The organism is Pseudomonas sp. BRG-100, from assembly GCF_000737955.1.
GTDB lineage: Bacteria > Pseudomonadota > Gammaproteobacteria > Pseudomonadales > Pseudomonadaceae > Aquipseudomonas > Aquipseudomonas synxantha_A.
The window spans coordinates 2,345,742-2,368,590 of the sequence record NZ_JPRX01000001.1; the positions used below are offsets into that span (position 1 = coordinate 2,345,742).

24 protein-coding genes are annotated in these 22,849 nt (G+C 54.7%); all 24 read left to right on the forward strand.

Annotation, left to right across the window (positions count from 1 at the left end):
* The first annotated feature begins 2 nt into the window (after positions 1-2).
* Positions 3-1,334, forward strand: coding sequence for a type 4b pilus protein PilO2 (pilO2, locus tag JH25_RS16865; RefSeq protein WP_032877876.1), 1,332 nt, complete (start codon positions 3-5; stop codon positions 1,332-1,334).
* Positions 1,324-1,896 carry a type IV pilus biogenesis protein PilP gene (gene pilP / locus JH25_RS16860; RefSeq protein ID WP_032877877.1) on the forward strand — a complete coding sequence of 191 codons (573 nt, stop codon included), beginning with the start codon at positions 1,324-1,326 and terminating at the stop codon, positions 1,894-1,896. Before pilO2 ends, pilP begins: the two co-directional genes overlap by 11 nt.
* 12 nt (positions 1,897-1,908) lie before the next feature.
* Entirely contained in the window at positions 1,909-3,468 is a 1,560-nt protein-coding gene (locus JH25_RS16855) for a GspE/PulE family protein (protein ID WP_032877879.1), read from the forward strand.
* On the forward strand, positions 3,458-4,597 hold the full coding sequence (locus JH25_RS16850) for a type II secretion system F family protein (RefSeq protein WP_032877881.1): 1,140 nt from the start codon (positions 3,458-3,460) through the stop codon (positions 4,595-4,597). Before JH25_RS16855 ends, JH25_RS16850 begins: the two co-directional genes overlap by 11 nt.
* A 25-nt stretch (positions 4,598-4,622) precedes the next feature.
* A complete protein-coding gene (locus JH25_RS16845; protein WP_173667485.1) occupies positions 4,623-5,138 on the forward strand; it encodes a type 4 pilus major pilin in 516 nt (171 codons plus the stop codon).
* Positions 5,139-5,148: 10 nt separating this feature from the next.
* Positions 5,149-6,090: an ATPase, T2SS/T4P/T4SS family gene (locus JH25_RS16840; RefSeq protein ID WP_008437359.1), complete on the forward strand. Its 942-nt coding sequence runs from the start codon at positions 5,149-5,151 to the stop codon at positions 6,088-6,090.
* Positions 6,080-7,396 carry a shufflon system plasmid conjugative transfer pilus tip adhesin PilV gene (gene pilV, locus JH25_RS16835; protein ID WP_032877884.1) on the forward strand — a complete coding sequence of 439 codons (1,317 nt, stop codon included), beginning with the start codon at positions 6,080-6,082 and terminating at the stop codon, positions 7,394-7,396. The genes JH25_RS16840 and pilV overlap by 11 nt, the downstream gene beginning before the upstream one ends.
* A gap of 426 nt (positions 7,397-7,822) precedes the next feature.
* Entirely contained in the window at positions 7,823-8,263 is a 441-nt protein-coding gene (pilM, locus tag JH25_RS16830; RefSeq protein WP_032877886.1) for a type IV pilus biogenesis protein PilM, read from the forward strand.
* A 1,534-nt stretch (positions 8,264-9,797) separates the two neighbouring features.
* Positions 9,798-10,049, forward strand: a complete 252-nt coding sequence (locus JH25_RS16825) for a hypothetical protein (RefSeq protein ID WP_008437363.1) — start codon at positions 9,798-9,800, stop codon at positions 10,047-10,049.
* Between the two features lie 95 nt (positions 10,050-10,144).
* Complete coding sequence (locus tag JH25_RS16820) at positions 10,145-10,648, forward strand: STY4534 family ICE replication protein (RefSeq protein ID WP_008437365.1); 504 nt, start codon at positions 10,145-10,147, stop codon at positions 10,646-10,648.
* Positions 10,649-10,744: 96 nt separating this feature from the next.
* Positions 10,745-11,062 carry a hypothetical protein gene (locus JH25_RS16815; protein ID WP_032877888.1) on the forward strand — a complete coding sequence of 106 codons (318 nt, stop codon included), beginning with the start codon at positions 10,745-10,747 and terminating at the stop codon, positions 11,060-11,062.
* A 286-nt stretch (positions 11,063-11,348) separates the two neighbouring features.
* Positions 11,349-11,684, forward strand: a complete 336-nt coding sequence (locus JH25_RS16810; protein WP_032877890.1) for a hypothetical protein — start codon at positions 11,349-11,351, stop codon at positions 11,682-11,684.
* Between the two features lie 77 nt (positions 11,685-11,761).
* On the forward strand, positions 11,762-12,367 hold the full coding sequence (locus JH25_RS16805) for a DUF3275 family protein (RefSeq protein ID WP_032877891.1): 606 nt from the start codon (positions 11,762-11,764) through the stop codon (positions 12,365-12,367).
* Positions 12,368-12,451: 84 nt separating this feature from the next.
* Positions 12,452-12,733, forward strand: a complete 282-nt coding sequence (locus JH25_RS16800; RefSeq protein ID WP_032877894.1) for a hypothetical protein — start codon at positions 12,452-12,454, stop codon at positions 12,731-12,733.
* 72 nt (positions 12,734-12,805) lie between these two features.
* Positions 12,806-13,411: a hypothetical protein gene (locus JH25_RS16795; RefSeq protein WP_032877896.1), complete on the forward strand. Its 606-nt coding sequence runs from the start codon at positions 12,806-12,808 to the stop codon at positions 13,409-13,411.
* Positions 13,412-13,426: 15 nt separating this feature from the next.
* A complete protein-coding gene (locus tag JH25_RS16790) occupies positions 13,427-14,893 on the forward strand; it encodes a DUF6094 domain-containing protein (RefSeq protein ID WP_032877898.1) in 1,467 nt (488 codons plus the stop codon).
* A 104-nt stretch (positions 14,894-14,997) separates the two neighbouring features.
* Positions 14,998-17,238 carry an SNF2-related protein gene (locus JH25_RS16785; RefSeq protein WP_032877899.1) on the forward strand — a complete coding sequence of 747 codons (2,241 nt, stop codon included), beginning with the start codon at positions 14,998-15,000 and terminating at the stop codon, positions 17,236-17,238.
* A gap of 159 nt (positions 17,239-17,397) precedes the next feature.
* The gene (locus tag JH25_RS16780; RefSeq protein WP_032877902.1) at positions 17,398-18,114 is read left to right on the forward strand and encodes a hypothetical protein; all 717 of its coding nucleotides are present in this window, start codon (positions 17,398-17,400) and stop codon (positions 18,112-18,114) included.
* 10 nt (positions 18,115-18,124) lie between these two features.
* The gene (locus JH25_RS27940) at positions 18,125-18,919 is read left to right on the forward strand and encodes a TIGR03759 family integrating conjugative element protein (protein WP_236648035.1); all 795 of its coding nucleotides are present in this window, start codon (positions 18,125-18,127) and stop codon (positions 18,917-18,919) included.
* A complete protein-coding gene (locus JH25_RS16765; RefSeq protein ID WP_032877907.1) occupies positions 18,904-19,461 on the forward strand; it encodes a lytic transglycosylase in 558 nt (185 codons plus the stop codon). The genes JH25_RS27940 and JH25_RS16765 overlap by 16 nt, the downstream gene beginning before the upstream one ends.
* Positions 19,458-19,961 carry an integrating conjugative element protein gene (locus tag JH25_RS16760; RefSeq protein ID WP_032877909.1) on the forward strand — a complete coding sequence of 168 codons (504 nt, stop codon included), beginning with the start codon at positions 19,458-19,460 and terminating at the stop codon, positions 19,959-19,961. The genes JH25_RS16765 and JH25_RS16760 overlap by 4 nt, the downstream gene beginning before the upstream one ends.
* A 7-nt stretch (positions 19,962-19,968) precedes the next feature.
* Positions 19,969-20,253, forward strand: a complete 285-nt coding sequence (locus JH25_RS28630) for a hypothetical protein (RefSeq protein WP_073451710.1) — start codon at positions 19,969-19,971, stop codon at positions 20,251-20,253.
* Complete coding sequence (locus tag JH25_RS16755) at positions 20,213-20,623, forward strand: hypothetical protein (RefSeq protein ID WP_008437384.1); 411 nt, start codon at positions 20,213-20,215, stop codon at positions 20,621-20,623. Before JH25_RS28630 ends, JH25_RS16755 begins: the two co-directional genes overlap by 41 nt.
* A gap of 3 nt (positions 20,624-20,626) precedes the next feature.
* On the forward strand, positions 20,627-22,837 hold the full coding sequence (traD, locus tag JH25_RS16750) for a type IV conjugative transfer system coupling protein TraD (protein ID WP_032877911.1): 2,211 nt from the start codon (positions 20,627-20,629) through the stop codon (positions 22,835-22,837).
* The last annotated feature ends 12 nt before the right edge of the window (positions 22,838-22,849 follow it).

A 22,849-nucleotide genomic window follows, 5' to 3' on the forward strand; every position in this document is an offset into this window, starting at 1 on the left:
CCATGGTTGCGGAAACCTCAAAAAATGCACGCTCTGCTCGGGTCCAGGTACTCCAGTATCGAGGGAAATCATTTGTCACCGGTCTGCGCTGGCATCCTCTGGGCAGTGTTACCGGTCACATGAAAGAAGCGCGCCAATACGGTCGTGAGCACCACCTGGACATTGTCGCCATTAGAAGAACACCAGCCATTATCCAGGCGGGTTTCGTAGCGCGTAGTGAGGAGGTCACTAAAGGGATGTACTCGCTCGCGGCCACCTTAGCTGGACAGCTGGGGGACTCATGGATCGCGGCCTGGAAAACTGAAGGCGACATTGACCAATACGCTCTCGTCGCGGTGTATCAAGGTGGGGTGATCTCTGGCTGCGACATGATCGGCACAGGTGCCGAGGTGCGCCGCCGAGTTGTACAACAGCGTAGTCGTGGCATCAACTTCGACCATGAGTACCTGCCCCCAGAGTTCGAAATGGGTGGTCAACCACTGGACGTGGAAGATCTACTAAAGCCCTCGCACCTGAAACGCGAGTACCGGCTTCGGCCACTCGTCTTTGGGTTATCCAAAGCAGAACTGGTGCAACTGGCAATTCTTGGAGCGCTGATCGCTGCCGGCATCATCGGGTGGGCTCAATGGCAGAGCCATCAGGACCGGATAGCCAAAGAGGCGGCGTTCCAGGCTGAACAGCAACGCCTGGCAGAGTTGGCCAGGCTGCAAAAAGAATCCGGTATGGAGCAGCCGCCCCAAGCGCTTGAACACCCCTGGGCCAAACGTCCATCTGTTGCTGATTTCTTGGAGGGTTGCAGCAACGTCATTTATCAGTTGCCTCTGTCCATTCAGGGATGGCAGTTTACGAGTGCAGTCTGCGACGGCGCACAGGTCTTGTCCTCTTATAAGCGTTCGGGCAATAGCACAGCCGACAAACTGATACAGGCAACTCAGGGCCACTTTTCTGATCGGCCGGCCTTCTTTGACGAGGGCAACTCGGCCACGTTGAAATTCGACATCTCGCTACCCGCAGCCGGTGATGAGTCTCTAAAAGAAGCCATCGTGATGTTGGCGAACCTCTCCTCTTGGCTGCATAGCTTCACGCAAACCCCTGTACTGAAAGAAGTACCGGTCGTTGTGCCCGTTCAACCGGCCATTCCCGGTCAGCCTGCTCCCCCGCCGCCCCCACCACCTCAATGGAAGCAATTCGAGCTGAGCTACGCCACTGGAATTACTCCGTTGGACTCTCTGGCCGACGCGCCTAATCAAGGCCTGCGGCTGCGTGAAATTAAGACCGAATATCAGTCTGGCCATCTTATCTGGTCGGTAATAGGTGACCTTTATGCGAAATAAAGCGCTGTGCTTTTTGTGCTCCATCCTTGCGTTAGGGGCACCATCGAGTTGGGCAGATGAGAACACCCTATCTGGGGTGAACGTCGGCGAGCTGGCCCTGATTCAAAGCCAGACGATCTTGTTGAATGCCAAAGCCGAGAAAGCCAAGGCCGAAAGATCGATCAAGGGCGAAGACCAAAGTGCGACGACGCAGCCGTCAACTGTGTTTTTTTCTCAAGGAAACCTCACACAGCCGGCTGCAGCCTCGGCCCACAGCAGTGATACGCAGTCTGAATTGCCTGTCGTGAAAGCGGTATTCGGCTCAGCAAAACGGCTCCGTGCAACCCTGCTCTACAGCAGTGGATTTGAAGTAGACGCAGATGCCTCATCTCGGGAGTTACCCGGTGGTTATCGCGTGGCCATCCTCTCAGTCGAAAACGTGACCCTCGAGCGTGGCGGTAAGCGCTACCCCCTCGGCTTTTCCAGTACGCCCCCGGCCAGCTTGAGCAACGTCAACAATTCAGCCCCCAGCATTACCCCATCAGCACCCATGCCGCCTGGGCTGATCCCTGGCCAACGTTGATTGAGAAGTTCGATGACGATCCTGACTGAAAAACCAGATGTCATAGAGCCTGACAGTGATGAGTCTGCTGCAGTCCTACTGACGTCGCACCAAACACTGCTGACGGCCCCTGGTGGACCGTTTGAGCTGAAACCCGAGCTGCGTCAACTATGTGCGCTGACCAGCGATGGGATTTTGTATGTGTCAGCCCAACACCAAACGGATGCCTATGTCATGGCATTCGAGGACCAGCTGGAACACGAAAATCACCACTTTGAGGTCAAGGTCTGCTCGATGAGCACGATCAAGGCACTCTACCGCGCCAATGATGATGCAAATGGTAAAGCGCTATCGGCGACCGAGACGAAGCGCCAGGCCCAGGTGGTGCAGCTTTTAGGAGAAGCCCACCGGCGCAACGCTAGCGACGTCCACTTTGTCGTAGGTCACGATATCACTCGAATCTTCTTTCGCATCCACGGGCTCTTGTGGGAGGCAGAACAGCATCAGAGCCAGGTGGGCATGGAGCTCTGCTCGTCCCTCTACAACAGCATGTGCGATGTCGCGAAAGACCACTACCAGCCGCAGGTGAGCCAGGACGCCAGGGTAAAACGCGCCTATGTTGACCAACTCGGTTTGTTCGGTGCCCGAGTCGCCACTCGGCCGCTCGTAGATGGCCCTTTGATGGTTTTGCGTCTGCTGTATGACGACAAAACCAAAATGACGCTTAGTGATCTCGGTTTCCTGACGCAGCAAATTGATGCATTCAGCCGCATCCGCAGCTTGCCTTATGGGGTGAACCTGATCACTGGACCCACCGGTTCCGGCAAATCGAAGTCGCTGCAGGTAAACCTGAACCTCTTGCATGAAGAGTGCGGTGGAACAAAACACATTCTGACGATGGAAGATCCACCTGAATATCCACTCCTCGCCAATCAGTCACCGCTGGGCGCCGGTGAAACCTGGAATGACGGTATCACCAATTCCATGCGGCTCGACCCTGACATTCTCATGTATGGGGAGATCCGGGACCTTGCATCAGCACAAGCAGCTTTCCGCGGCGGTATGACTGGTCACCTGGTGCTGACGACACTGCACACCAATAACGCTGTAGCAGCTCTTCAACGACTGATCGACATGGGTGTAGACCGACACCTGGTTACTGATCCTGCATTGATGACAAGCGTGGTCAACCAATCCCTCTTGCCCGTGCTGTGTTCCCACTGCCGCGTACCCGCACGCGAGCATCTCGGGCAGCTCAACAGTGCGCTGGTGCAGCGCTTGCGCGATCTAGAAGCGATTGATGAGACCTACCTCAAAGGACCGGGATGCCCGCGCTGCAAAGGCTTGGGCATCACCGGTCGCACGGTGGTTGCGGAAACTTTGCTCACTGACCTTGAGTTCATGCGCGTTTTCAATGGGCAGGGTGCAAGTGCGGCACGTCGCCACTGGGTCAAGGAAATGTGCGGTATTACCAAGACCGCGCACACGATCATCAAACTGAAACAAGGATTAGTAGACCCCCGCCACGCCGAAATGACGGTGGGGCCTTTGGACTTTGACCGGCAAATCCTGGAGCTCGCTCATGCTGAGTGACATCAGAGCGATGCTGAATCGTTGGGCAGAGACCTTCTATGCCAAGCAGTTCGGCAAAAACGAAAGAATCCAGTTCTACGAGAGCCTGATGGGCATCCTTGAGGATGGTGTGTCGCTTGAGGACGCACTGCACACGGTGGCCAGAGCATTCAGCGATAACGGGCAGAAGCTCCATCCAGTGTCCCTTGCCTGCAAGGATATCGCGCAATCGGTAAAAGGTGGGAAATCGCTGAGCATTTCCTGCGAAGGCTGGGTTCCCTATGACGAGAACTCTTTGATCGCTTCCGGGGAAGACACCGGCAACCTGGTGCAGGCATTTCGGGACTGCGTGAGGATCATCGAAGTACGTCAGCGGATCAGCAAACTCGTAGCGTCCGCCACCGTTTTCCCCTCCGTGGTGTGGAGCGTCATGGCGGCGTTGCTGTATGTGATTGCAGTGTGGATGGTGCCCTCCATGACACGACGCTCCAACCCCGAGGCGTGGACCGGCGTGCCGGCCTTCCTCTACGCCCTGTCGAATTTCGTGACCCACTACGGACTTGTAACGCTGATAGCTGTGATCGTCTTCATCCTCATATCGATCGTCACTCTCCCCGTGTTTTGTGGACTTCAGATCACGGCCGCCAGCCCTTCGTGGAAGCTGCAGTTGAACAAGCTGCTACAGATCCTGCGAGTCCGTGCTGAGAGGCTCCCGCCTTGGTCAGTCTACAAGGCACTCCACGGTTCGATCTTTCTGCTCAACATGGCTGTGATGCTGCGCTCCGGCATCAATCAACTCGATGCATTGACCTCTCTTCAACGCAATGCCTCCCCATGGCTGAAAGAGCGGCTGAGCGCCATTCATTACGGAGTGAGCGCCGGCAAAAACTTCGGTACTGCATTGAAGCTAGCGGGTCATCAATTCCCAGACCCCATGGCGATGCATTTTCTGGAAGTACTCGCCACCCGAAAAGGCTTCGCCGAGTCGATGGAACGGTTTTCAAACCGGTGGCTGGAGCAAACCCTTCAGCGCGTCGAAGCCATCGCCAAATCTCTTATCGGCATGTCCTCCATGGCCATGGGGGTCATGATGATTCTGGTAGTGATCGGAATCTTCCAGTTGGCCGGCAATGTGACTGCAACGCTTTAAATCAAACCTAAATGAGGTACTGGAAATGCCAACAAACACTCCAAACAACCAACGCGGATTTCTCTCCCTGGACGGGATGTTCTGGTTGATGCTGATCGCGGTGGCGCTTGGTTTCATCGTGTTCATGGGCTACAGAACGTTCGGCAGCTCGGACGTCACTATTGAACAGAGCAATCTCGGCACGTTGCTGAGCAATACCAAACGACTGAAAAGCACCACGGGTTACGCCACGGCAGGCACCAACTTGGCGCCTTCTTTGATCAACCTCGAGGCAACTGGCGGCATGAGCATCAACGGTAATGCCCTTTCCAACCGCTGGAACGGCGCAGTGACCGTGATGAGCAACGGCATGACCTTCACCATCACAGAATCCAACCTTCCGAAAAATGCCTGCATCACCCTTGCCTCGAACATGGCCAAGGACAAACAGACAACGACGGCGATCAACGGCGGCACTGCAATTGCCGGCGAAATCACTGCGGTGGCAGCTGCGACCAGCTGCTCCTCGGACGCCAATACCATCGCTTGGACTTCGTACTAAGGAATTCAGTGTGAGCGTGATCTCTGATGCTGAATTCGTCGACCTGTACCTCGGCGATGGATTTGCCGACGCCAAAGGTCTCCCTGGGCAGGCACGAAGGGTTGAAGCGCCCGCCGAATGGCGGGCAGACCTTGAGCGCTTACGGGCGCAGTGCGAGGAAAAGCACAAGGCAACCCAGGATCCAGAGTTCGCCCTAATTGAAGATGGCGTCGTCCTTCGTGTAACCCAGTTGCTGGATTTGAATGGCAAGCCTGTGTTTGTCGTAAGCAAATCCTCAGTCCAGATCCGTCCATTGGACATGCTGGGTCTGCCCGACTATCTGCAGGACGCGCTGATGAGCGACACGGTTCGCGGCCTGATATTCATTTGTGGGGAAATGGGCACAGGGAAAACCTCCAGTGCAGCTTCACTGGTGAAAGCTCGCCTTGAGGCCTGGGGAGGCATTTGTGTGGCTGTCGAGGATCCTCCAGAACCGTTTTTGAATGGTCGCCATGGTAGTGGGCGCTGCATTCAAGTTCCGGTCTCTCGCCGGATGGGGGGATACGAGGAGGCGTTGATTCTAGCGCTGCGCACAAGAGCCGATTTCCTGTTCGTGGGAGAAATTCGCGACAGCTCGACAGCAGCACAAGTAATTCAAGCCTCGATCAATGGCCATCTCATCATCAGCACAGGCCATGCAGGCAGCGTTACTCAAGGCATTGAGCGTATATCAGCCCTGGCTCAGCCGTTACTCAATAACGCCCGAGAGCTGCTCTCCAAGGGGTTAGTGGCCGTTCTTCACCAGTCCTTATCAAGCGGCAACGAAGGAAGTCGTCGATTAACCCTGCAGAGCCTGCTTTTCACGGGCGATGACGGACCGGGCATCCGAGAGAAAGTCCATGCAGGAAAGATCACGATGCTCGATCACGACATCGCTCACCAATCATCAAGGAGTCTCTGGAATGACCAGTAGGAACAAGCAGCGGGGCTTCTTGAGCTTGGACATGGCGATCGGATTGGCCGTTTTCTCCGTTGTCGTCACTTTGGCGATCGCATGGCAAATCAAACAGATGGACTCTCAGGACTATCGAATTGCTGCTGATCAACAGAGAACCATTTCAGAGGCATTGGCCAAATATCTGAAGGATAACTACAGCGTGGTGCTGGCCAACGCGGCAGCAACCGTACCGGTGCAAATAACCGTTCCGATGCTCGTCAACACCAACTACCTTCCTGCAGGTTTTAGCCCCACTAACGCCTTTGGGCAAACCATTCTCGGCCTCGCCCGGAAACCCAACCCCAATCAACTGGAAGTAATTGTGGTTACTACTGGTGGGCAGACAATTCCAGAAATGGGTATCCGAACCATCGCTGAAAATCTCGGAGGACCTGGTGGCTTCATCTCTTCAGCCAACCCGAGCATCGTCCAGGGGGTGAGGGGGGGATGGCAGGTAGCACTAAGTAACTATGCTATAGCTCCTGGCCCAGGACATACAGCCAGCGCACTTTTCCTTATGGATGGTGCGTTGGCTAATGACTATCTATATCGAAACGCAGTACCCAACCATCCAGAATTCAACACGATGAATACTGATATCACGATGGGAAACCACAATATTAACAATGCAGGAAATATCACAGCGTCGGGCAACATTACAGCTAATGCCGATATTACAGCTCGAAACGTCATCGCCACAGCCAATGTTAATGCCGCGACTGCAACCATTACCGGTGATACCAGCACAGGTGGTTGGTTCAGAACACGTGGTGACACAGGCTGGTACAGCGAAAAATGGGGAGGCGGGATTTATCAAAATAGCCCCAACTGGGTCCAGGTTTATAACGACAAAAACTTTTCAACCGGTGGTGAACTATGGGGTGGAAAGATAACCTCGACTGGCAAGATAACGGCCTATGATCGCATTCAGACAAATGAATATTTGTCCCTGGGAGGCATAGCTACCGAGGGGCAACAGTGCAGTGACCGAACCCTTCTTGCAAAAAGCGCCGCGGGAATAACGTTGTCCTGCGAACAAGGCTTATGGAAAAGACCAGGTGGGTGGGAATTCCAGCTGATCCAGGGCACCTGCCAGGCGCCTCCCAGAGGAAGTGTGACCTGCTCCCTTGGCGACACCACATGGAAGTCATGCTCTTTAACCGGCGCTTTTGGCATCGGAGATAGCGAGACTGGCTATATCTTCAGAAATGCAAGTGGATGGTTTCTCTCCACATCTCGACTTTCCTGGCCAGGTCTTTTCTATTGGAGCTGCTTCAAATAAAGCATCCACTTATAAAATTTAACAAACGTTTTTTGTATGTTTATGGGGATTATTGCAGTGCAGTCGCTTGAGAATGACGTTGAGTATAGTGCTGGAGAATTACAGGCCTGGCTAAGCACCCGAAGCAGGATATGCTCAACTGTGCTATGGCGTCGCGCATTAGAAGGAAAGGAGGCATTCGAGGTCGGCGATTTCACTTAAAAATTACACCCTACGCCCTCTGGTCGTTATTTAGTAAAGAAAATCGCCACTATGGAGTTAATCAACCCACACCGTAAACCATTGGGCTTCAAGCGAGCCGCAACGTGGACAGTCATTGCGCTTGGCCTAGTGGGAATTTGCTTAACATTGATTATCCTATCGAAATAGTTTTGTTATTGACGCTTCGGATGTAACAACCACCGTTCTGTAAATGGACCTCGTATCATGACAATGCAATGGCTCGTTTTGATGGTTGTGCTTATTGCCTCCAGCATTTTCATGGAGAACCAACATCAGGACCAACGTATATCCAACTACGCTACCCTCGACTCGCTGGGTCGCGGCTTTCTGGTGTACCGATCTGCCGCTACCGAATATGCCCAGGCCAACCCGGGCTTCAGCGGGGTACCGAGCGATTCTGCGCTCAACCTACCTGGGTGGTTTGTGAAACCTGTGGGCGTCGGTTCTTACATCTCATCAGGAACGGCCTATACTTATTTTGATGGGGTTGCACCGTCAGGCTTGCCTTCTGTGCTGGTAGACCTGACAAAGACAACTACCGTTGGTTTAAAGCGTTCAGGAATGCTGATTTCACAGATAACTGGGGCGACCGGTATAGCAATTCCGTCCCCCGTTCCCGAGGGTGCGGTCGTCGCCGTCAATTAGTCTGCGTCGACCGACTTTGAAAGGCGCCGGGTTGCATAAGCTACGGCCTATCAACATAATGCACGCAACAACGTTTCCACCCCGTTGGCTACTGGCGGTCATCAGTAGCGCCCGGTGATACGGCTTGCCTTATCACCAACCCCAAAGCACGCATAGCTCCGGGAAGGGCGTGCGGACCTGGTTCAGAGCTCTCCCTGTGTCTCCCTGTTCAAGCCAGACACGCAGCCGTCTAACTCGTGAATTGCGAGTTCAAAGGCACATAGGGCTCTGTTGAGGTTCGAAGCACCGTAGTCTAAGGGCCACACTGGTGTTGTGGCCCACACTTTTTAAAGCTCACACAATAGGTAGCCTGATCATCTTGCAAAGGATGATCAGGCTACCTATTGGTAGCTGCTTTTCCTTGCCGGTGGCCCGCCGGCGAAACGCAGGGCTCCCTTTGTGCGCGGATGCGTGCCTTATGCTAGCTGGCCTCAGCCACGATAATCGGCCAGGTGTTGGAAGTAAGACGTTCAGATCACAGCCCAGGGATCAATAACGCCTTCATCCCGCACAGGTGGTATTTTTTTCTGAAAGACGCTTCTTACTACATCCGAGAGTGACTGTTGACCCAGCTACTCTCGGTAGCTTCTCCTGTCGTCCTGAACCTGCTTTGCCCTCCCCGAAATATCCCCTCCCCGCTTGACACATCACCATCCCCCTTCGATGATATGGACGTGGTTTGCTGACGTCGTCAGCATCATGCCCAGGCAGTCAGGATCTTGAAGACTGCGACACGATGTTAGTGTCAGATCCGCCCAAGACCGCTGAGCTTCTGGTAGCGCGGTCGGTCGACAATCGTCGATGGAAGCACCTTATGCAACTCACCTCGCGGGGAATCACTTCCCCAACAGGGTCAGTGGGTTCTCCGCATTCAACCTGCAGGAGAATCACCATGTCCAAACTTGCTTATGGCTTCGGCTTCGCGCTTGGCACCATCACGCGACAGTTTCTGCGTGCGGTTAAGAAATCCAGCGCTGCGCCCACAGCTATCCATACCAAAGCAGCTCCGTTGCTTCCACCGCCTTGCGTACCTGAGCGTCTCGTACGTGAGATGGATCATGTACCGGCAATAACTCGTAAAGGTGTCGACCTGAACCTTTGGTACGCGGCTAACACTCGAGTGGTCGAAAAGCCTGCTCGGAAATCGCGTAAGAAGCCAGCTGCACGCTCGTTGGTGCCAGCAACTTGCTAAGTCTGCGCCCTTCGCCTCTGTAGGGAGCCTTCCCAACGGGAAGGTTTCCTCAGAGTTTTACGGTAGGGGCTTGACAAGCGACAATCGTATTTCCATGATCTGCACATGTATCACTGACGTCGTCAGCAACATGCCCAAGTAGTCTGGATCCGCAAGACTACGATGCGGTTTTCCGCATTGATCCACTCCCAAGATCGCCATAGCTTCCGGTAGCGCGATCAGTCGACTTAGTCGATGGAAGCACCTTTCCCACCCATGACGGGCCTACCCCGCCAGGGCAGGCCTCTCACTTTTGGAGGTCTGATGAAAACTGAACTGGCTCTCTACCAGGCGTTGATTTCGATTAACGTCCCGGAACAGAAGGCAAATGCTGTTATTGAAGCTTTGGAGACCGACATGCTTTCACGTTTGGCTACCAAGGCAGATTTAACTGCTCTTGCTGCAGAGTTCAAATCTGAGATTTCACAGCTTGAAGTCAAGCTCACCATTCGCATGGGCGTCATGTTGTCTGCAGCTGTCGGTGTAATGATTGCTGCAATGAAGCTGATGCATTAAAAAACCTTAAGCTCCACCCACCCTCGCGGGGAATACTTTCCCCCTAGGGCGAAGTGTTTCTCCGCTTTCTGTTATTTCGAAACTGGAGAATCACCATGAGCACTAATCAATCCAACGAAGCAAAATTCTTCGACCTTCACACCACTGGTATCGGTTATCTCAACCGTATCCGTGAAGTGAAACCTCGCGGCAAAGGTAAGCCATTCATGGCAGTTACCGTTGCGGCTCTGCGCGGCTCGATGGATGATGCCGAGTATTCCTATATCGACTGCAACGTGGTCGGCGCTGAAGCTGAAAAGCTGATTCGTCGCAGCCAAGCAGCCGTTGAAGCCGGAAAGAAGGTCCTTGTGAGCTTCCGAATCGGTGATATCTGGACCGACGCATTTACCTACGAAAAAGGCGATAAAAAAGGTCAACCTGGAGCAAGCCTCAAGGGACGCCTGTTGTTTATCGGCTGGATCAAGGTGGATGGGGTAACTGTCTATGAAGCCAAACCGAAAGACTCTGCTGAGCCCCTTCCTGCCCAGGATGGTGCTGCTGGAGATGATTCGGATGACGCCCAAGGACAACCAGAACCTGAACAACGTCAATCTGCATGATTGAAATCATGGCGCCCCCTGGGCGCCTTTCAATATTCGTACCGAAGGGAACGCCTCCCTTCGGGATTGGTGATTTCCGAACCCTGGAGATAAACCATGATGATGAATCCTCAACGACTGCCGCTGCTGACCGAAATTGGTCTTTTAGCTGCTCAAGCTAGTGTTTACAGCGAGCTGGATAAACTACTTCCGAGCAACCCGGCGCTCGATCCCGATGACGACCCGCGCTACACCCTTACTTCTGACCTTTGGTTAGAAGTTCTGGATGGCGTTATCTCATTGGCAAAGATGGACCATCGAGATGAATTCACTCCCAAAAACAGCCCACTGTTATCGGAGTACGGACTTCTCAAGGAATATCGAAGAGCTCGCTGGGAACTGGAAGATGAACATATTCATCCCGAATACTACTAACTCGCTATTAACACACTCTGCAAACTCTGCATCAGTCCCTTCAACTGCTACTTGCGCAGCGGAAATGGAGAAGGCGCAGAAATCAATCAACCTCTGGCTTTCTCAAGGGGCAGAAGCGGAAAGGATGGGCGACACATTCTGGGCAGAGTTATCGGCCGAGAAGGTGACTAAGTACCAATCGATTCTAGCAAGCCTTCGAAAGACAGCATAAATCACACAGCAAACAATACCCCGCCGGGAACCATCTCCCGAACGGGCCAGGTGGTTTTCGCACCTGGAGATAAACATGCAAACCACCACTAACCTCGTGTCGTCTGACCTGCTCAAGCTCCCGGTCGTTTTAACACCTCGGGCCTGGCAGGAAGCGGTGCATATTGAAAACCCACAGGATGCAAGTGTTGTCAGTGAGCGACTGGGCGAAGTTGTCCTGGAGGCCTACCGAGAACTGCATTTGCAACCTGACAGCACACAGATCCATTTCGGCCTCTATCGTTTATTGCCTGCCGGCAATAGCACTGATCGGGTCTGGCTGGACCTAAAACTTGACCGCATAGAATCACCGCCAGGCGTTTTCTATCTGTACATCTCACTCAAGGATGAAACTCATACTTCTTGCCCGTAATCCTTCGACATTCACAGCACTACCCAAAGCCCGACATCTGTCGGGCTTTTTTCATTCGTAGCAGTGTGGAGCTGCCCATGATCAACATCCCCGGCCAACTGGCCATCCGTACCATCAGCGGCCGTAATGGCGAATTCAACGTCGGACGGCTCTCGACCTCTATCGGTGAGTTCGTGATCAAAGACGCACTCCTCGATCAGTACGATGAAGGCAAATACCGAGGCGACTTTCTGATAACGGAGATCCGTCCTTCGTATTACTCCACAGCAGGCCGCCTGGTCGTTGAGATCCGTGCAAAGCTGGAAAGCATGAGCCTCGACGACGTCGACAATCTGACACCAGAAGACGCCGCCAGGCTCTCGCCAAACGAGCCTGACCCTATGGATGAAGAGTCTTCCTCCAACCTCTCCAAGCCAGTGCAGCGGAATAGTCCGCCCGCAGTACCGGCCTCCAATAAACAGGTATCAAAAGAGGATGCCCCGTTTGGGATGACCCCGACCGGCGGAACCAACGACCTCGAGGCAGATGCCGAGTTGTTCGGCACAATCTGGCCTCTAAGCGATACAGTCAGGCTGGACACAACTGTTGATCGTCAGCAACTACGCCAACAGTGCAGTCGGCTCTCTGAGCTCGGCTATGTACACAACTTCAAACTGCAGGTATGGAATATCTCCAATACCTGACGAAGCCCGCGATACGCCAAGCCAATCGGCACAACCCATGAGGGGCCCCCTCCTGGGCGCTCCTCGACTTAGCAGGAGCAGCACATGAATCCAATCTTCAATAACCTGACCCAAGAAATCCTTGAAAACATCGAAGATCAGCTCGCCAATAACGAGGTGTCGACGAATGAGGAGCTTTGGGACTTCTTCGTAGAGGAGCTCGAAATGACGGCAGAACAAGCCGATGCCGCCGTTGCCCTTCGCCACAAATACCTAGGGCAAATTTTTCTCACTGGGCACAGCCCTCTATTTCAAGACGAGACGGTCTCGTTTGACCCGAACGATAAAACGTTCAAATCGGACAACCTGCTGTTTCCCAAGCAATAACACTTACTGCTAACACCCCCGAGGGGCTCACCGCCCCTCCGGGCGGGTTCCCCCTCCATTGTGGAGGTTCCCATGCCCAGCCCTACCCCGCTCTTCCCAATCGAGGAGTGCAATGATCTTTTCGTCGACGCTTGCGCGTGTGACGAACAACGCAACCTGGTGTTCCTTTCTGCATGGGGTCGAGACACGGCGCTGCAGGAGTTCCTTGCCAGGCTGACCCTCGGCACGACAGAAGATGGTCTAAGCCAGTTTCACATCGTTGTAGATGGCCGAAGTCTTCCTGTTTTCCCCAACATCGATCTGTTGGAGAAGCGCACCACGCGACAAATGCGCGGTACGTTATTCGGCAGCTTGATTCACCTCTGGTTGTTTGACCGACGCTGCGTACAGCCGGATCGGGCCAACCACTTCGCCTACGCCCTTCTTGAGAACGGGCAGTCACCTCATCAACGGCTTTGGCCGTTGATACAGGACACCTGTCCATTACCGCTACTGCCTCATTGGCAGGAGCAGGTAATGGGGTTGCTCACCCAACACGACATGCTGCAGCTGTTACCTGGAACGTCCGGTGCTGTTGCGGCATGGCGTTTGACGTTGCAACTCGACGTTCTCGAAACAGCCCTAGGCGAGCTCATTTGCCAGGGGCAGCTCTCAACCCACGCTCAGTTTGAGCATTGATCCAGGAGCCTCACCATGGCTTTGATGTTCCCACGATTGGCGCGCAACTTCGCTCGCAATGGCTACTACCCCACTGACGAAACGACGCTGGAACTCACCCTACAAGCGTTGGCACCATCCCCAAGCGGGAAGATGCGGATCTTCGATCCCTGTGCAGGCGAAGGCGTTGCCTTAGCTGAAGCTGCTCATGCACTCGGGCGTGACCGCGTTGAGACCTACGCAGTCGAGTATGACCAGGAGCGTGCCAAACACAGCAAGACACTGCTGGATTGCGTGCTGCACAGCGACTTGATGGACACCATGATCAGCCGCCAGGCCTTCGGCTTGCTCTGGCTCAACCCGCCCTACGGTGACCTGGTCGCTGACCATGCAGGTGCATCTCAGTACCAAGGTAACGGCCGTCGGCGCCTGGAGAAGATGTTCTATCAACGGACGCTACCACTGCTGCAGTACGGGGGAGTCTTGGTGCTGATTGTTCCGCACTACGTGCTGGACGATGAGCTGTGTGGTTGGCTATGCAATCACTTTACTGAACTGCGGATCTACAAAGCCGCTGATCCAACCTTTAAACAGGTAGTGATCTTCGGTATACGAATCCGCCGGCAGGACCTCGCTCGACCGCAAGAGGTCAAAAACGTACGCGCACGCCTTCAGGCGATCGGTGCCGGCACACTGAGCGCGGAAGCGTTACCAACCAGTTGGCCATGGGAGCCCTACAGGGTTCTCCCGGCATCCAACGAGCTGGAACACTTCTACCGTATCAGCCTTGAACCTGAACAGCTCAGCGAAGAAATTAAAAGACTTCGTGGCATGTGGCCTGACTTCACACTGCACTTTGGTCAAAGCGGCGCTCAGCCACGACCTCCCGTGAGGGAGCTGTCGCGCTGGCACTTGGCGTTGGCATTGGCTGCCGGTGCGATTTCCGGCGTAGTGAAATCCAAAACCGGCCGAGTATTGGTACTCAAAGGCGATACCTACAAAGATAAGGTCCGCAAGACCGAGTTCACCGAAGACCAGGACGGCAACGTGTCCGAGGTAAGGATCCTGACTGATCGTTTCGTGCCCATCATTCGGGCATGGGACATGACGCCAGGCTCTGCCAACCAAGGCCGCGTGATCACCATCAGTTCATCGGCGGATACGGCGGATACGCCGCATGAGCCTGATGAGGCGGTGACACAGCCAACACTGACCCCACCACCACGAGTGACATTTGAACCTGGCCGCTTAGTGCTGACCCAGTCAGTGCACCACCTGATTGAGCATGGACATCTCGATCCAAGCACTTACTTGCGACGGCATTTCTCCGGTGACTGGGGGGAACTGCCCAAAGAAGACTGGAGCAGTAACCAACGGGCTTTGACCTACGGGGATCGATTGTTCTCCTGTTATGACATATGCGCCGGCGATGAGACCCGGCTCTGGATCATCACCGAAGCTGACCGCAGTGCAACAACCGTGTTGCTGCCATCGGACTACTGACCCACCACGCCAACCTGGCCATCCGTTAACCAACCCGCAGGGTATTCACCATACCCGTCGGGGTGTCGTGCATGCCCTGTTTCGTTCCTATTGGAGAAACACTCATGAACGACCTATCCCAAGTCTCTGTATCGCCCTTGGCCATCGGCCTGACTGAGTTCATCGACGAATTCGGTGATGAATTATTGGACTCCCTCAATCGCTCTAACCCACCGGTTTATTCCGGCAGCATCAACGAAGCCCATCAACGGGTTATGAGCGAACTCAAACGCCAGCCGTTCCCTGCTCAAGCTGATGTAGTGCAGGCCGTTGCAGCTTTATTGCTAGACCGCAACGAGCAGGCAGCCGTTATCAATGCAGAAATGGGCACAGGGAAAACCATGATGGCCATCGCTGTAGCCGCTGTCATGCACAGTGCGGGCTACCGCCGCACTTTGGTGGTTTCGCCTCCACACCTGGTCTACAAATGGCGACGGGAGATACTCGAAACCATCCCAGACGCACGCGTGTGGGTTCTCAACGGACCCGATACGCTGGTTAAGCTGATCAAGCTACGTGACCAACTGGGGGATCCTTACGATGGCCGTAAAGAGTTCTTCATTCTCGGACGCGTGCGAATGCGCATGGGGTATCACTGGCGTACGGTATGTTGGCCACGTCGCGCCAGCGGCGGATACAACTTCGCAGGATGCCCCGACTGCGGACGCCTTCTGGAGGACTTAGAAGGCAACCGTGTGACTGTCGAAGAGTTTCACCGAGAGGAACGCCGTCGGAGCTGCCCTTATTGCCAAGGACAACTCTGGACGCTGATGCGCCCGGGCAAAGCCGACAACGGAACTCGTCGTGCGACCATACTAAAATCGATGTGTCGGATTCCGACTATCGGTCCAGTACGTGCGGACAGATTGCTGAATGACTTCGGGGAGGACTTCCTCGCCTCGATGCTGATCGACAACGTCAGCGAATTCATCAATCTGATGGACGCCCAGGGCAATTTCATCTTCAGCGACCGCCAAGCCAAACGCATGGAGCGCGCCATGGCCAACATTGAGTTTGGCTTTGGCGAGGGCGGTTACCAACCCACCGAGTTCATCAAACGCTACCTACCAGACGGATATTTCGACCTGTTGGTGGTGGATGAAGGACATGAATACAAAAACAGTGGCTCGGCCCAGGGTCAAGCTATGGGTGTATTGGCAGCGAAAGCACGTAAAACCGTGCTGCTGACAGGCACCCTCATGGGTGGCTATGCAGACGATCTGTTCTACCTCCTGTTCCGAATACTTACCCGGCGAATGATCGAGGACGGTTACAAACCAAACGCGCGCGGAAGTATGGCGCCGGCCGCGATGTCATTCATGCGCGACCACGGCGTATTGAAGGACATTTACACCGAGCGGGACAACGTGTCACACAAAACAGCCAAGGGAAAAAAACTCTCGGTGCGAACGGTGAAAGCCCCAGGCTTCGGCCCTAAAGGCATTCACCGCTTTGTGTTGCCGTTCACCGTGTTTCTGAAACTTAAAGATATCGGTGGCAACGTGTTGCCGGCGTACCAGGAGGAATTTGTCGATATCAGCATGTCTGCAGAACAAGCGTCGGCCTATCAGCAATTGGCAGGAAAACTGACGCAGGAACTTCGCCAAGCATTGGCCCGTCGAGACACTACCTTGCTAGGGGTAGTCCTCAACGTGCTGCTGGCTTGGCCTGACTGCTGCTTTCGACCGGAGATCGTTAAGCACCCTCGTAGCAAAGATACCTTGGCGTTCGTCCCCTCGATCTTTGCAGATGAGCAAATAATGCCGAAGGAGAAAGCACTGCTCGACCTCTGCCTCACGGAAAAAGCCAAAGGCCGGAAGGTTCTGGCCTATACCGTGTACAGCGGCACGCGAGACACCACCTCTCGCCTGAAACGACTGCTGGAGCAATCTGGTTTAAAAGTAGCGGTCCTGAGGGCGTCAGTGGATACCGCCAGGCGCGAGGATTGGATCCTCGACCAGGTAGACAGAGGTGTCGACGTACTGATCACTAACCCGGAGCTGGTCAAGACCGGGTTGGATTTGCTCGATTTTCCGACCATTGCGTTCCTGCAGACGGGGTACAACGTATACACCTTGCAACAGGCAGCTCGACGGTCATGGCGGATTGGGCAAAAGCAGCCGGTGCGGGTGGTTTTTTTTGGCTATGCCGACAGCTCTCAGATTACTTGCCTGCAGTTGATGGCCAAGAAAATCGCCGTGGCTCAAAGCACGTCGGGAGATGTGCCAGACTCTGGTCTCGACTCGCTGAACCAAGATGGTGACTCAGTTGAAATGACACTTGCAAGGCAGCTCATTGCTTCATAGTTTGACGGCCACCTTCGGGTGGCCATTTTTTTATAACGATCCCAATTTACCAGCGGCCAACTCGACACTTCAAAAACCATGCGTCCTGGAAAACCTATTTCCTGATGCACCTAAGAGACCGGTTTGAGAGGGTGTATTCGCTTTTGCGCGAGGACGCCCATGAATCTACCACGCCCTACTCGAACCACAGCGATACTCAGTCTGTGCCTTGCATTATTGGCAGGCATTCTGGGTTATGAGCATCATCAACTCTCCCAACTCAGCAACAGCTTGGCTGCGACTGCAGACAAAGAGTCGCTCGATGCGTTGTTGACGCGGCTGGGCAAAGTCGATGAGCGACTGGACACGGTAGCCGGCAACCACCTGGTGACCAATGAGGACTTCCGAGCCGGGAAGCAGGCTTTATCGAATCGAATTGATGCGGCACAAGCGTATGCAAAGCAAGCGACGGAGTCTGCGCAAGAAATCTCTCAAAATGCTGCGTCTGCTGGTGAATTGGTAGTCCTCAAAGCCAGCGTCGAAACACTCGATAGCCGTCTTCAAGAACTCAGTCAGTCACGAATCAAACAAACCACTGCTGTTCCCCTCAAGCCCAAGCCTAAGCCCGTTTTTCGCCAACCAAAGCGGCCAACACCGCCCGCTACCACCACTGTCACACCGCAAACACCCCCTTTTACCGTTGTCGGTATCGAGTATCGCGGCGGTGAACGCTTTTTGTCAGTAGCACCGCCTGGCAGCACGCAGTTGAATCAAATTTACCTTATCCGACCTGGTGATGCTGTAGCGGGCACCGCCTGGCGACTCAACGCGCTGGACGGAAGATCCGCACGCTTTGACGTGGCCGGAACACCTCAAACCGTAACCGTCGCGCAATAGGACCACCTTTATGCACTCCCCTACCACTTCCTCGAAAACAAAGAAGCCCAGGAACATTGCTCTTTACGTTTTGGGTTTTATTGCAGGCTTGGCCACCTTCGCGTTTGCATACGGCTGTCATGCGGCTTCGGGGCAATCAACGTCGATCTCGAACACTCAGAACAGTGAAGTTCACAACTCTTCTCAAGGAGCCAGTCAGACAGAACTCGCCCGCGAGTGGGGATTAACCCCCCAAGAATGGTCCCGCTTTCAAACTGTGATGGAGGGTCCTCGCGGAATCTATTCGCCAGGCCTGGATCCTCTGACAGCACTTGGCATCGAAGCGAAGTCGGAGGAGGAGCGCCGACGCTATGCAGAGCTGCAGGTGCGAGCCGAGCGACAGCGTATCGATAAGGAACTGGCGTACCAAAGGGCCTATGACCAAGCCTTCGCACGTCTTTACCCCAATGAAAAAGTAATCCAACTATCGTCCAACCCTGCATCTGCTCCAGGCTCGGGCGCGGTAACTGCTGTGAAAGGCACTGGACGACTAGCCGTTTTTGTTCAAGACAGTTGCAACGCATGTATTGACCGCGTCAAAGACTTACAAAAACAGAAACAGTCCTTTGATCTGTACTTCGTTGGTAGTCAAGGTGATGACGAAATAATTCGCCGCTGGGCCATCTTGGCCGGAGTCGAACCGGCCAGCGTGAGAAGCCGACAGATCACACTGAATCACGATGCCGGTCGATGGCTTGGCCTTGGACTCGGCGGTGAGCTGCCGGCCGTGGTACGGGAGGTGAATGGACAATGGCAGCGTCTGTAATTCGCGCGGCTTTAACGGGGGGGCTACTGCTCACCGCGGCATTTGCTAACGGTGCTGAGGTTCCGCCACCGGCCTATCAGTTGATTGCCCTGCCTGCCGGCGTTCCGTCCGAGGTGCTGTACTCCGTTGCACTGCAAGAGAGTGGCACCCGACTTCGCGGCCAGATCGTCCCCTGGCCCTGGACGTTGAATGTCGCCGGCGCCGGATATCGCTTTGCGACACGCAGCGATGCTTGCAGAGCGTTGATGATCGCCCTTCAGACCGCAGGCCCAAGTAGGGTCGACGTCGGTCTTGGACAAACCAACATCGGTGCCAACGGCCACCGTTATAGCTATCCCTGCGAAGGGCTGGATCCGTACAAAAACCTCTCGGTTACGGCCCAGATCCTGGCTGAGCAAAAAGCCAAAGGAGGCGATTGGATCACCGCTGCTGGCCGGTACCACCGCCCTGCCGGAGGTGAACCCGCTGCCCGCTACCGACGAGCTTTTGCCAAACACCTCAGCCGGGTCACCGGTATCAACCTGATGGCGAATAATCCATGAATAGATTGCTGCATCTGCCTATTTTGCTGTGTTTGGCCTCCCCCATAGCGGTGCATGCCACCTCGCTGATTGTTGTTGAAGATCGAGGGGGTGTTTCCGCTCTGCCCTACTACCAGGACTTGGCTCCAGAACCTACCGAGCAGTCCGCACAGTCAGACAATATTGGTGTGCGTGGGCAAGGCTCGTTTCCAGTGCGCTCTGACCAACTGACACCCGGGCAGGTCCAGGGCCGGGTAATCAATGCACCAGGCCTGCAACCATTGTTTCTTGTAGGCGACGATGAAAGCTCCAGAAAGTGGTTATCTCAGCGCCTCGATCAGTTACAGCAACTGCAGGCAGTTGGCCTTGTGGTTAACGTGGCCAGCGCCGAGCGGTTTGCCGAAATCCAACGATGGGCAGGAAATCTACAGGTGGTCCCGGCACCATCCAATGATCTGGCACAGCGCCTGGGAATCCAGCATTACCCGCTGCTGATCACTGCCACAACGATCCAGCAGTAACCAGGGTATGGCCTCTCTTACGCACATCACCTTGGTCATCAAGCAACCAGATGACCCACGAGCAGGCCAACTGCTTTTTGAACAGGTCACCTATGTCGCCAAGCTCTATGGCGGCACCGTCATCGCCCGCGTACCTGGTGACGAGGTGGAGCTATGTCAGCGGCTAAAAGAACGCCTGCCCGAGGCAGTTGAGCAAGCGAGGCAAGAGTTGGCCAATTCATCATCACCCATCAAAGGAGAATCCCGGCCCCATGAAGCTGACCAAGAAGCAACGCTGCGAGCTTCACGCTAAATTCGCGGGCCATTGCGCATACTGCGGGGTGCTGTTGGGTGACCGGTGGCATGCGGACCACATGGAAGCAGTATGGCGAGAACCAGAGAGGGTGGACGGCAAGTACTCAGGTGCCATCATTCTGGGGCGGCCAGAGAACCACGCCATCAGCAACATGATGCCCGCGTGCGTGCCGTGTAATTTGAGCAAGGCAGCGATGCCATTAGAGGTCTGGCGAGAGCGCATTGCTGGACACGTCAACTCCCTCAACAGCTACCACCCCATATACCGCCTGGCCAAGTCCTATGGGCTGATCGCTGAGACAGGCAAGCCAGTCGTTTTCCATTTCGAAACAGTGGGGCCACTGTCCCCTTTCACTCATAGGAAGTGATCCATGGCCACCTCCTACACCATTGAGTCGTTACTACGCCCTGCTGTTGAGCTGTACACAGTTTGCGTATGTGCCGCTGCGGCGTTGCTCTGTATTTTCGCGCCCTGGGCGGTTGCTCTGACGCCTTTATTCGGCATGGTTGCCGGTACAGGCTTTCTGGGTCTAGGGTTCGTCCGCCTCAAACAAGCATTGGTGGTGCTGCGTTACCGGCGCAATATTCGGCGCCTACCCCACTACACCATGACCAGCAAAGACATGCCGGTCAGCAATGAGCGGCTATTCATCGGTAAAGGCTTTCGCTGGACCCAAAAACATACTCAGCGGTTGATGGAGACTTACCTCCCAAAATACGCCGAGTATGTCGAGCCCACGTCTATCTATACCTTTGCTCGCAGAATTGAGGAGCGTTTGGAGTTCGCGCCCTTTCCACTCAAATTGCTGTCAAAGGCTACCTCGTGGGATGTGCCATTTAACCCGGCGCGTCCACTTCCTCCAGTCGGGGGGCTACCGCGCTTACACGGTATAGAGCCGAACGAAGCGGATGTCAGCCTGCCACTGGGTGAGCGGGTTGGACACTCCCTTGTATTGGGGACTACTCGTGTTGGAAAAACCCGCCTGGCAGAGTTGTTTATCACCCAAGACATCAGGCGTACCCGCCGTAGCCCCCGGCGCCGCGTTCATATGGGGCGACGCGTGCAACCCGTTCATCGAAGCCAGCGCAATGTAGAACTGGACCGCGAAGTGGTGATTGTCTTCGATCCTAAAGGCGACGCAGACCTCCTGAAGCGCATGTACATCGAATGCAAGCGCGCAAACCGACTGGAGGAATTCTACGTGTTCCACCTGGGCTGGCCCGATCACTCCGCTCGCTACAACGCCGTTGGCCGGTTTGGTCGGATCTCGGAGGTTGCCACCCGCATTGCCGGCCAACTTTCGGGGGAAGGCAATTCCGCGGCATTCCGGGAATTCGCCTGGCGTTTCGTCAACATCATCGCGCGCGCCCTCGTGGCACTGGGACGTCGGCCGGACTATGAACAGATCCTCAAGCATGTGACAAACATTGACGCGCTGTTCATCGAGTATGCGCAGAAGCACTTTGCTGAAAATGATCCCAAAGCCTGGCAAACCATCGTTGAGCTGGAAGGAAAGATCGATCGTAAGAACCTCAGTTTTGCCATGAAGGACCGACCGCTACGCGTGGTGGCCCTGGACATGTACCTCACTCAGCAACGCATCTCCGACCCAGTGATGGAGGGTCTGCGATCAGCGGTGCGCTATGACAAAACCTATTTCGACAAAATCGTGGCCAGCCTACTGCCGTTGCTGGAAAAACTGACCACAGGCCGGATTGCAGAGCTGCTATCTCCCGACTACATGGATCTTGAGGATCCACGCCCGATCTTCGACTGGATGCAGATCATCCGCAAACGGGCAGTGGTCTATGTCGGCCTGGACGCTTTATCAGATACAGAGGTGGCCGCAGCCGTGGGCAACTCGATGTTTAGCGACCTGGTGTCAGTTGCGGGCCACATCTATAAGTTTGGCATCGATGATGGCTTGCCCGGGGCAACCGGGGGCAAGGTAGCGATTAACGTGCATGCGGACGAATTCAACGAACTGATGGGCGATGAATTCATACCGATGATCAACAAAGGCGGCGGTGCCGGCATGCGGGTCACTGCCTACACCCAAACCATGAGCGATATTGAAGCAAAAATCGGTAACCGCGCTAAAGCTGGCCAGGTCATCGGTAACTTCAACAACCTGTTCATGCTACGCGTACGTGAGACTGCAACCGCCGAGCTGCTGACCAACCAGTTGCCCAAGGTCCAGGTGTTCACCAGTACACCCGCAAGCAGTGCAAATGACGCTATTAACGGCAACGCTGCTTTCACCTCTAACACCCACGATCAGATCCAAAGTGTCAGCGTACCGATGATCGAACCGGCGCATGTGGTTGCCCTGCCCAAGGGGCAGTGCTTTGCCCTGATAGAGGGGGGGAATTTGTGGAAAATTCGTATGCCGTTGCCGGCAAGCGATCCCGATGAAGTGATGCCCAAGGATCTTCAGGCCTTGGTTGAGGGCATGCGTAAAGGGTCCGGAACCAGCAGCGACTGGTGGCAAGCGCCGGGATATCACGCATTAAGTGAGTCGCTTCCTGATGACCTGGTAGACGACTTCCGCCAGATGGCCAATAACGGAAAAGCCGCATAGGTCTGAGGTAGC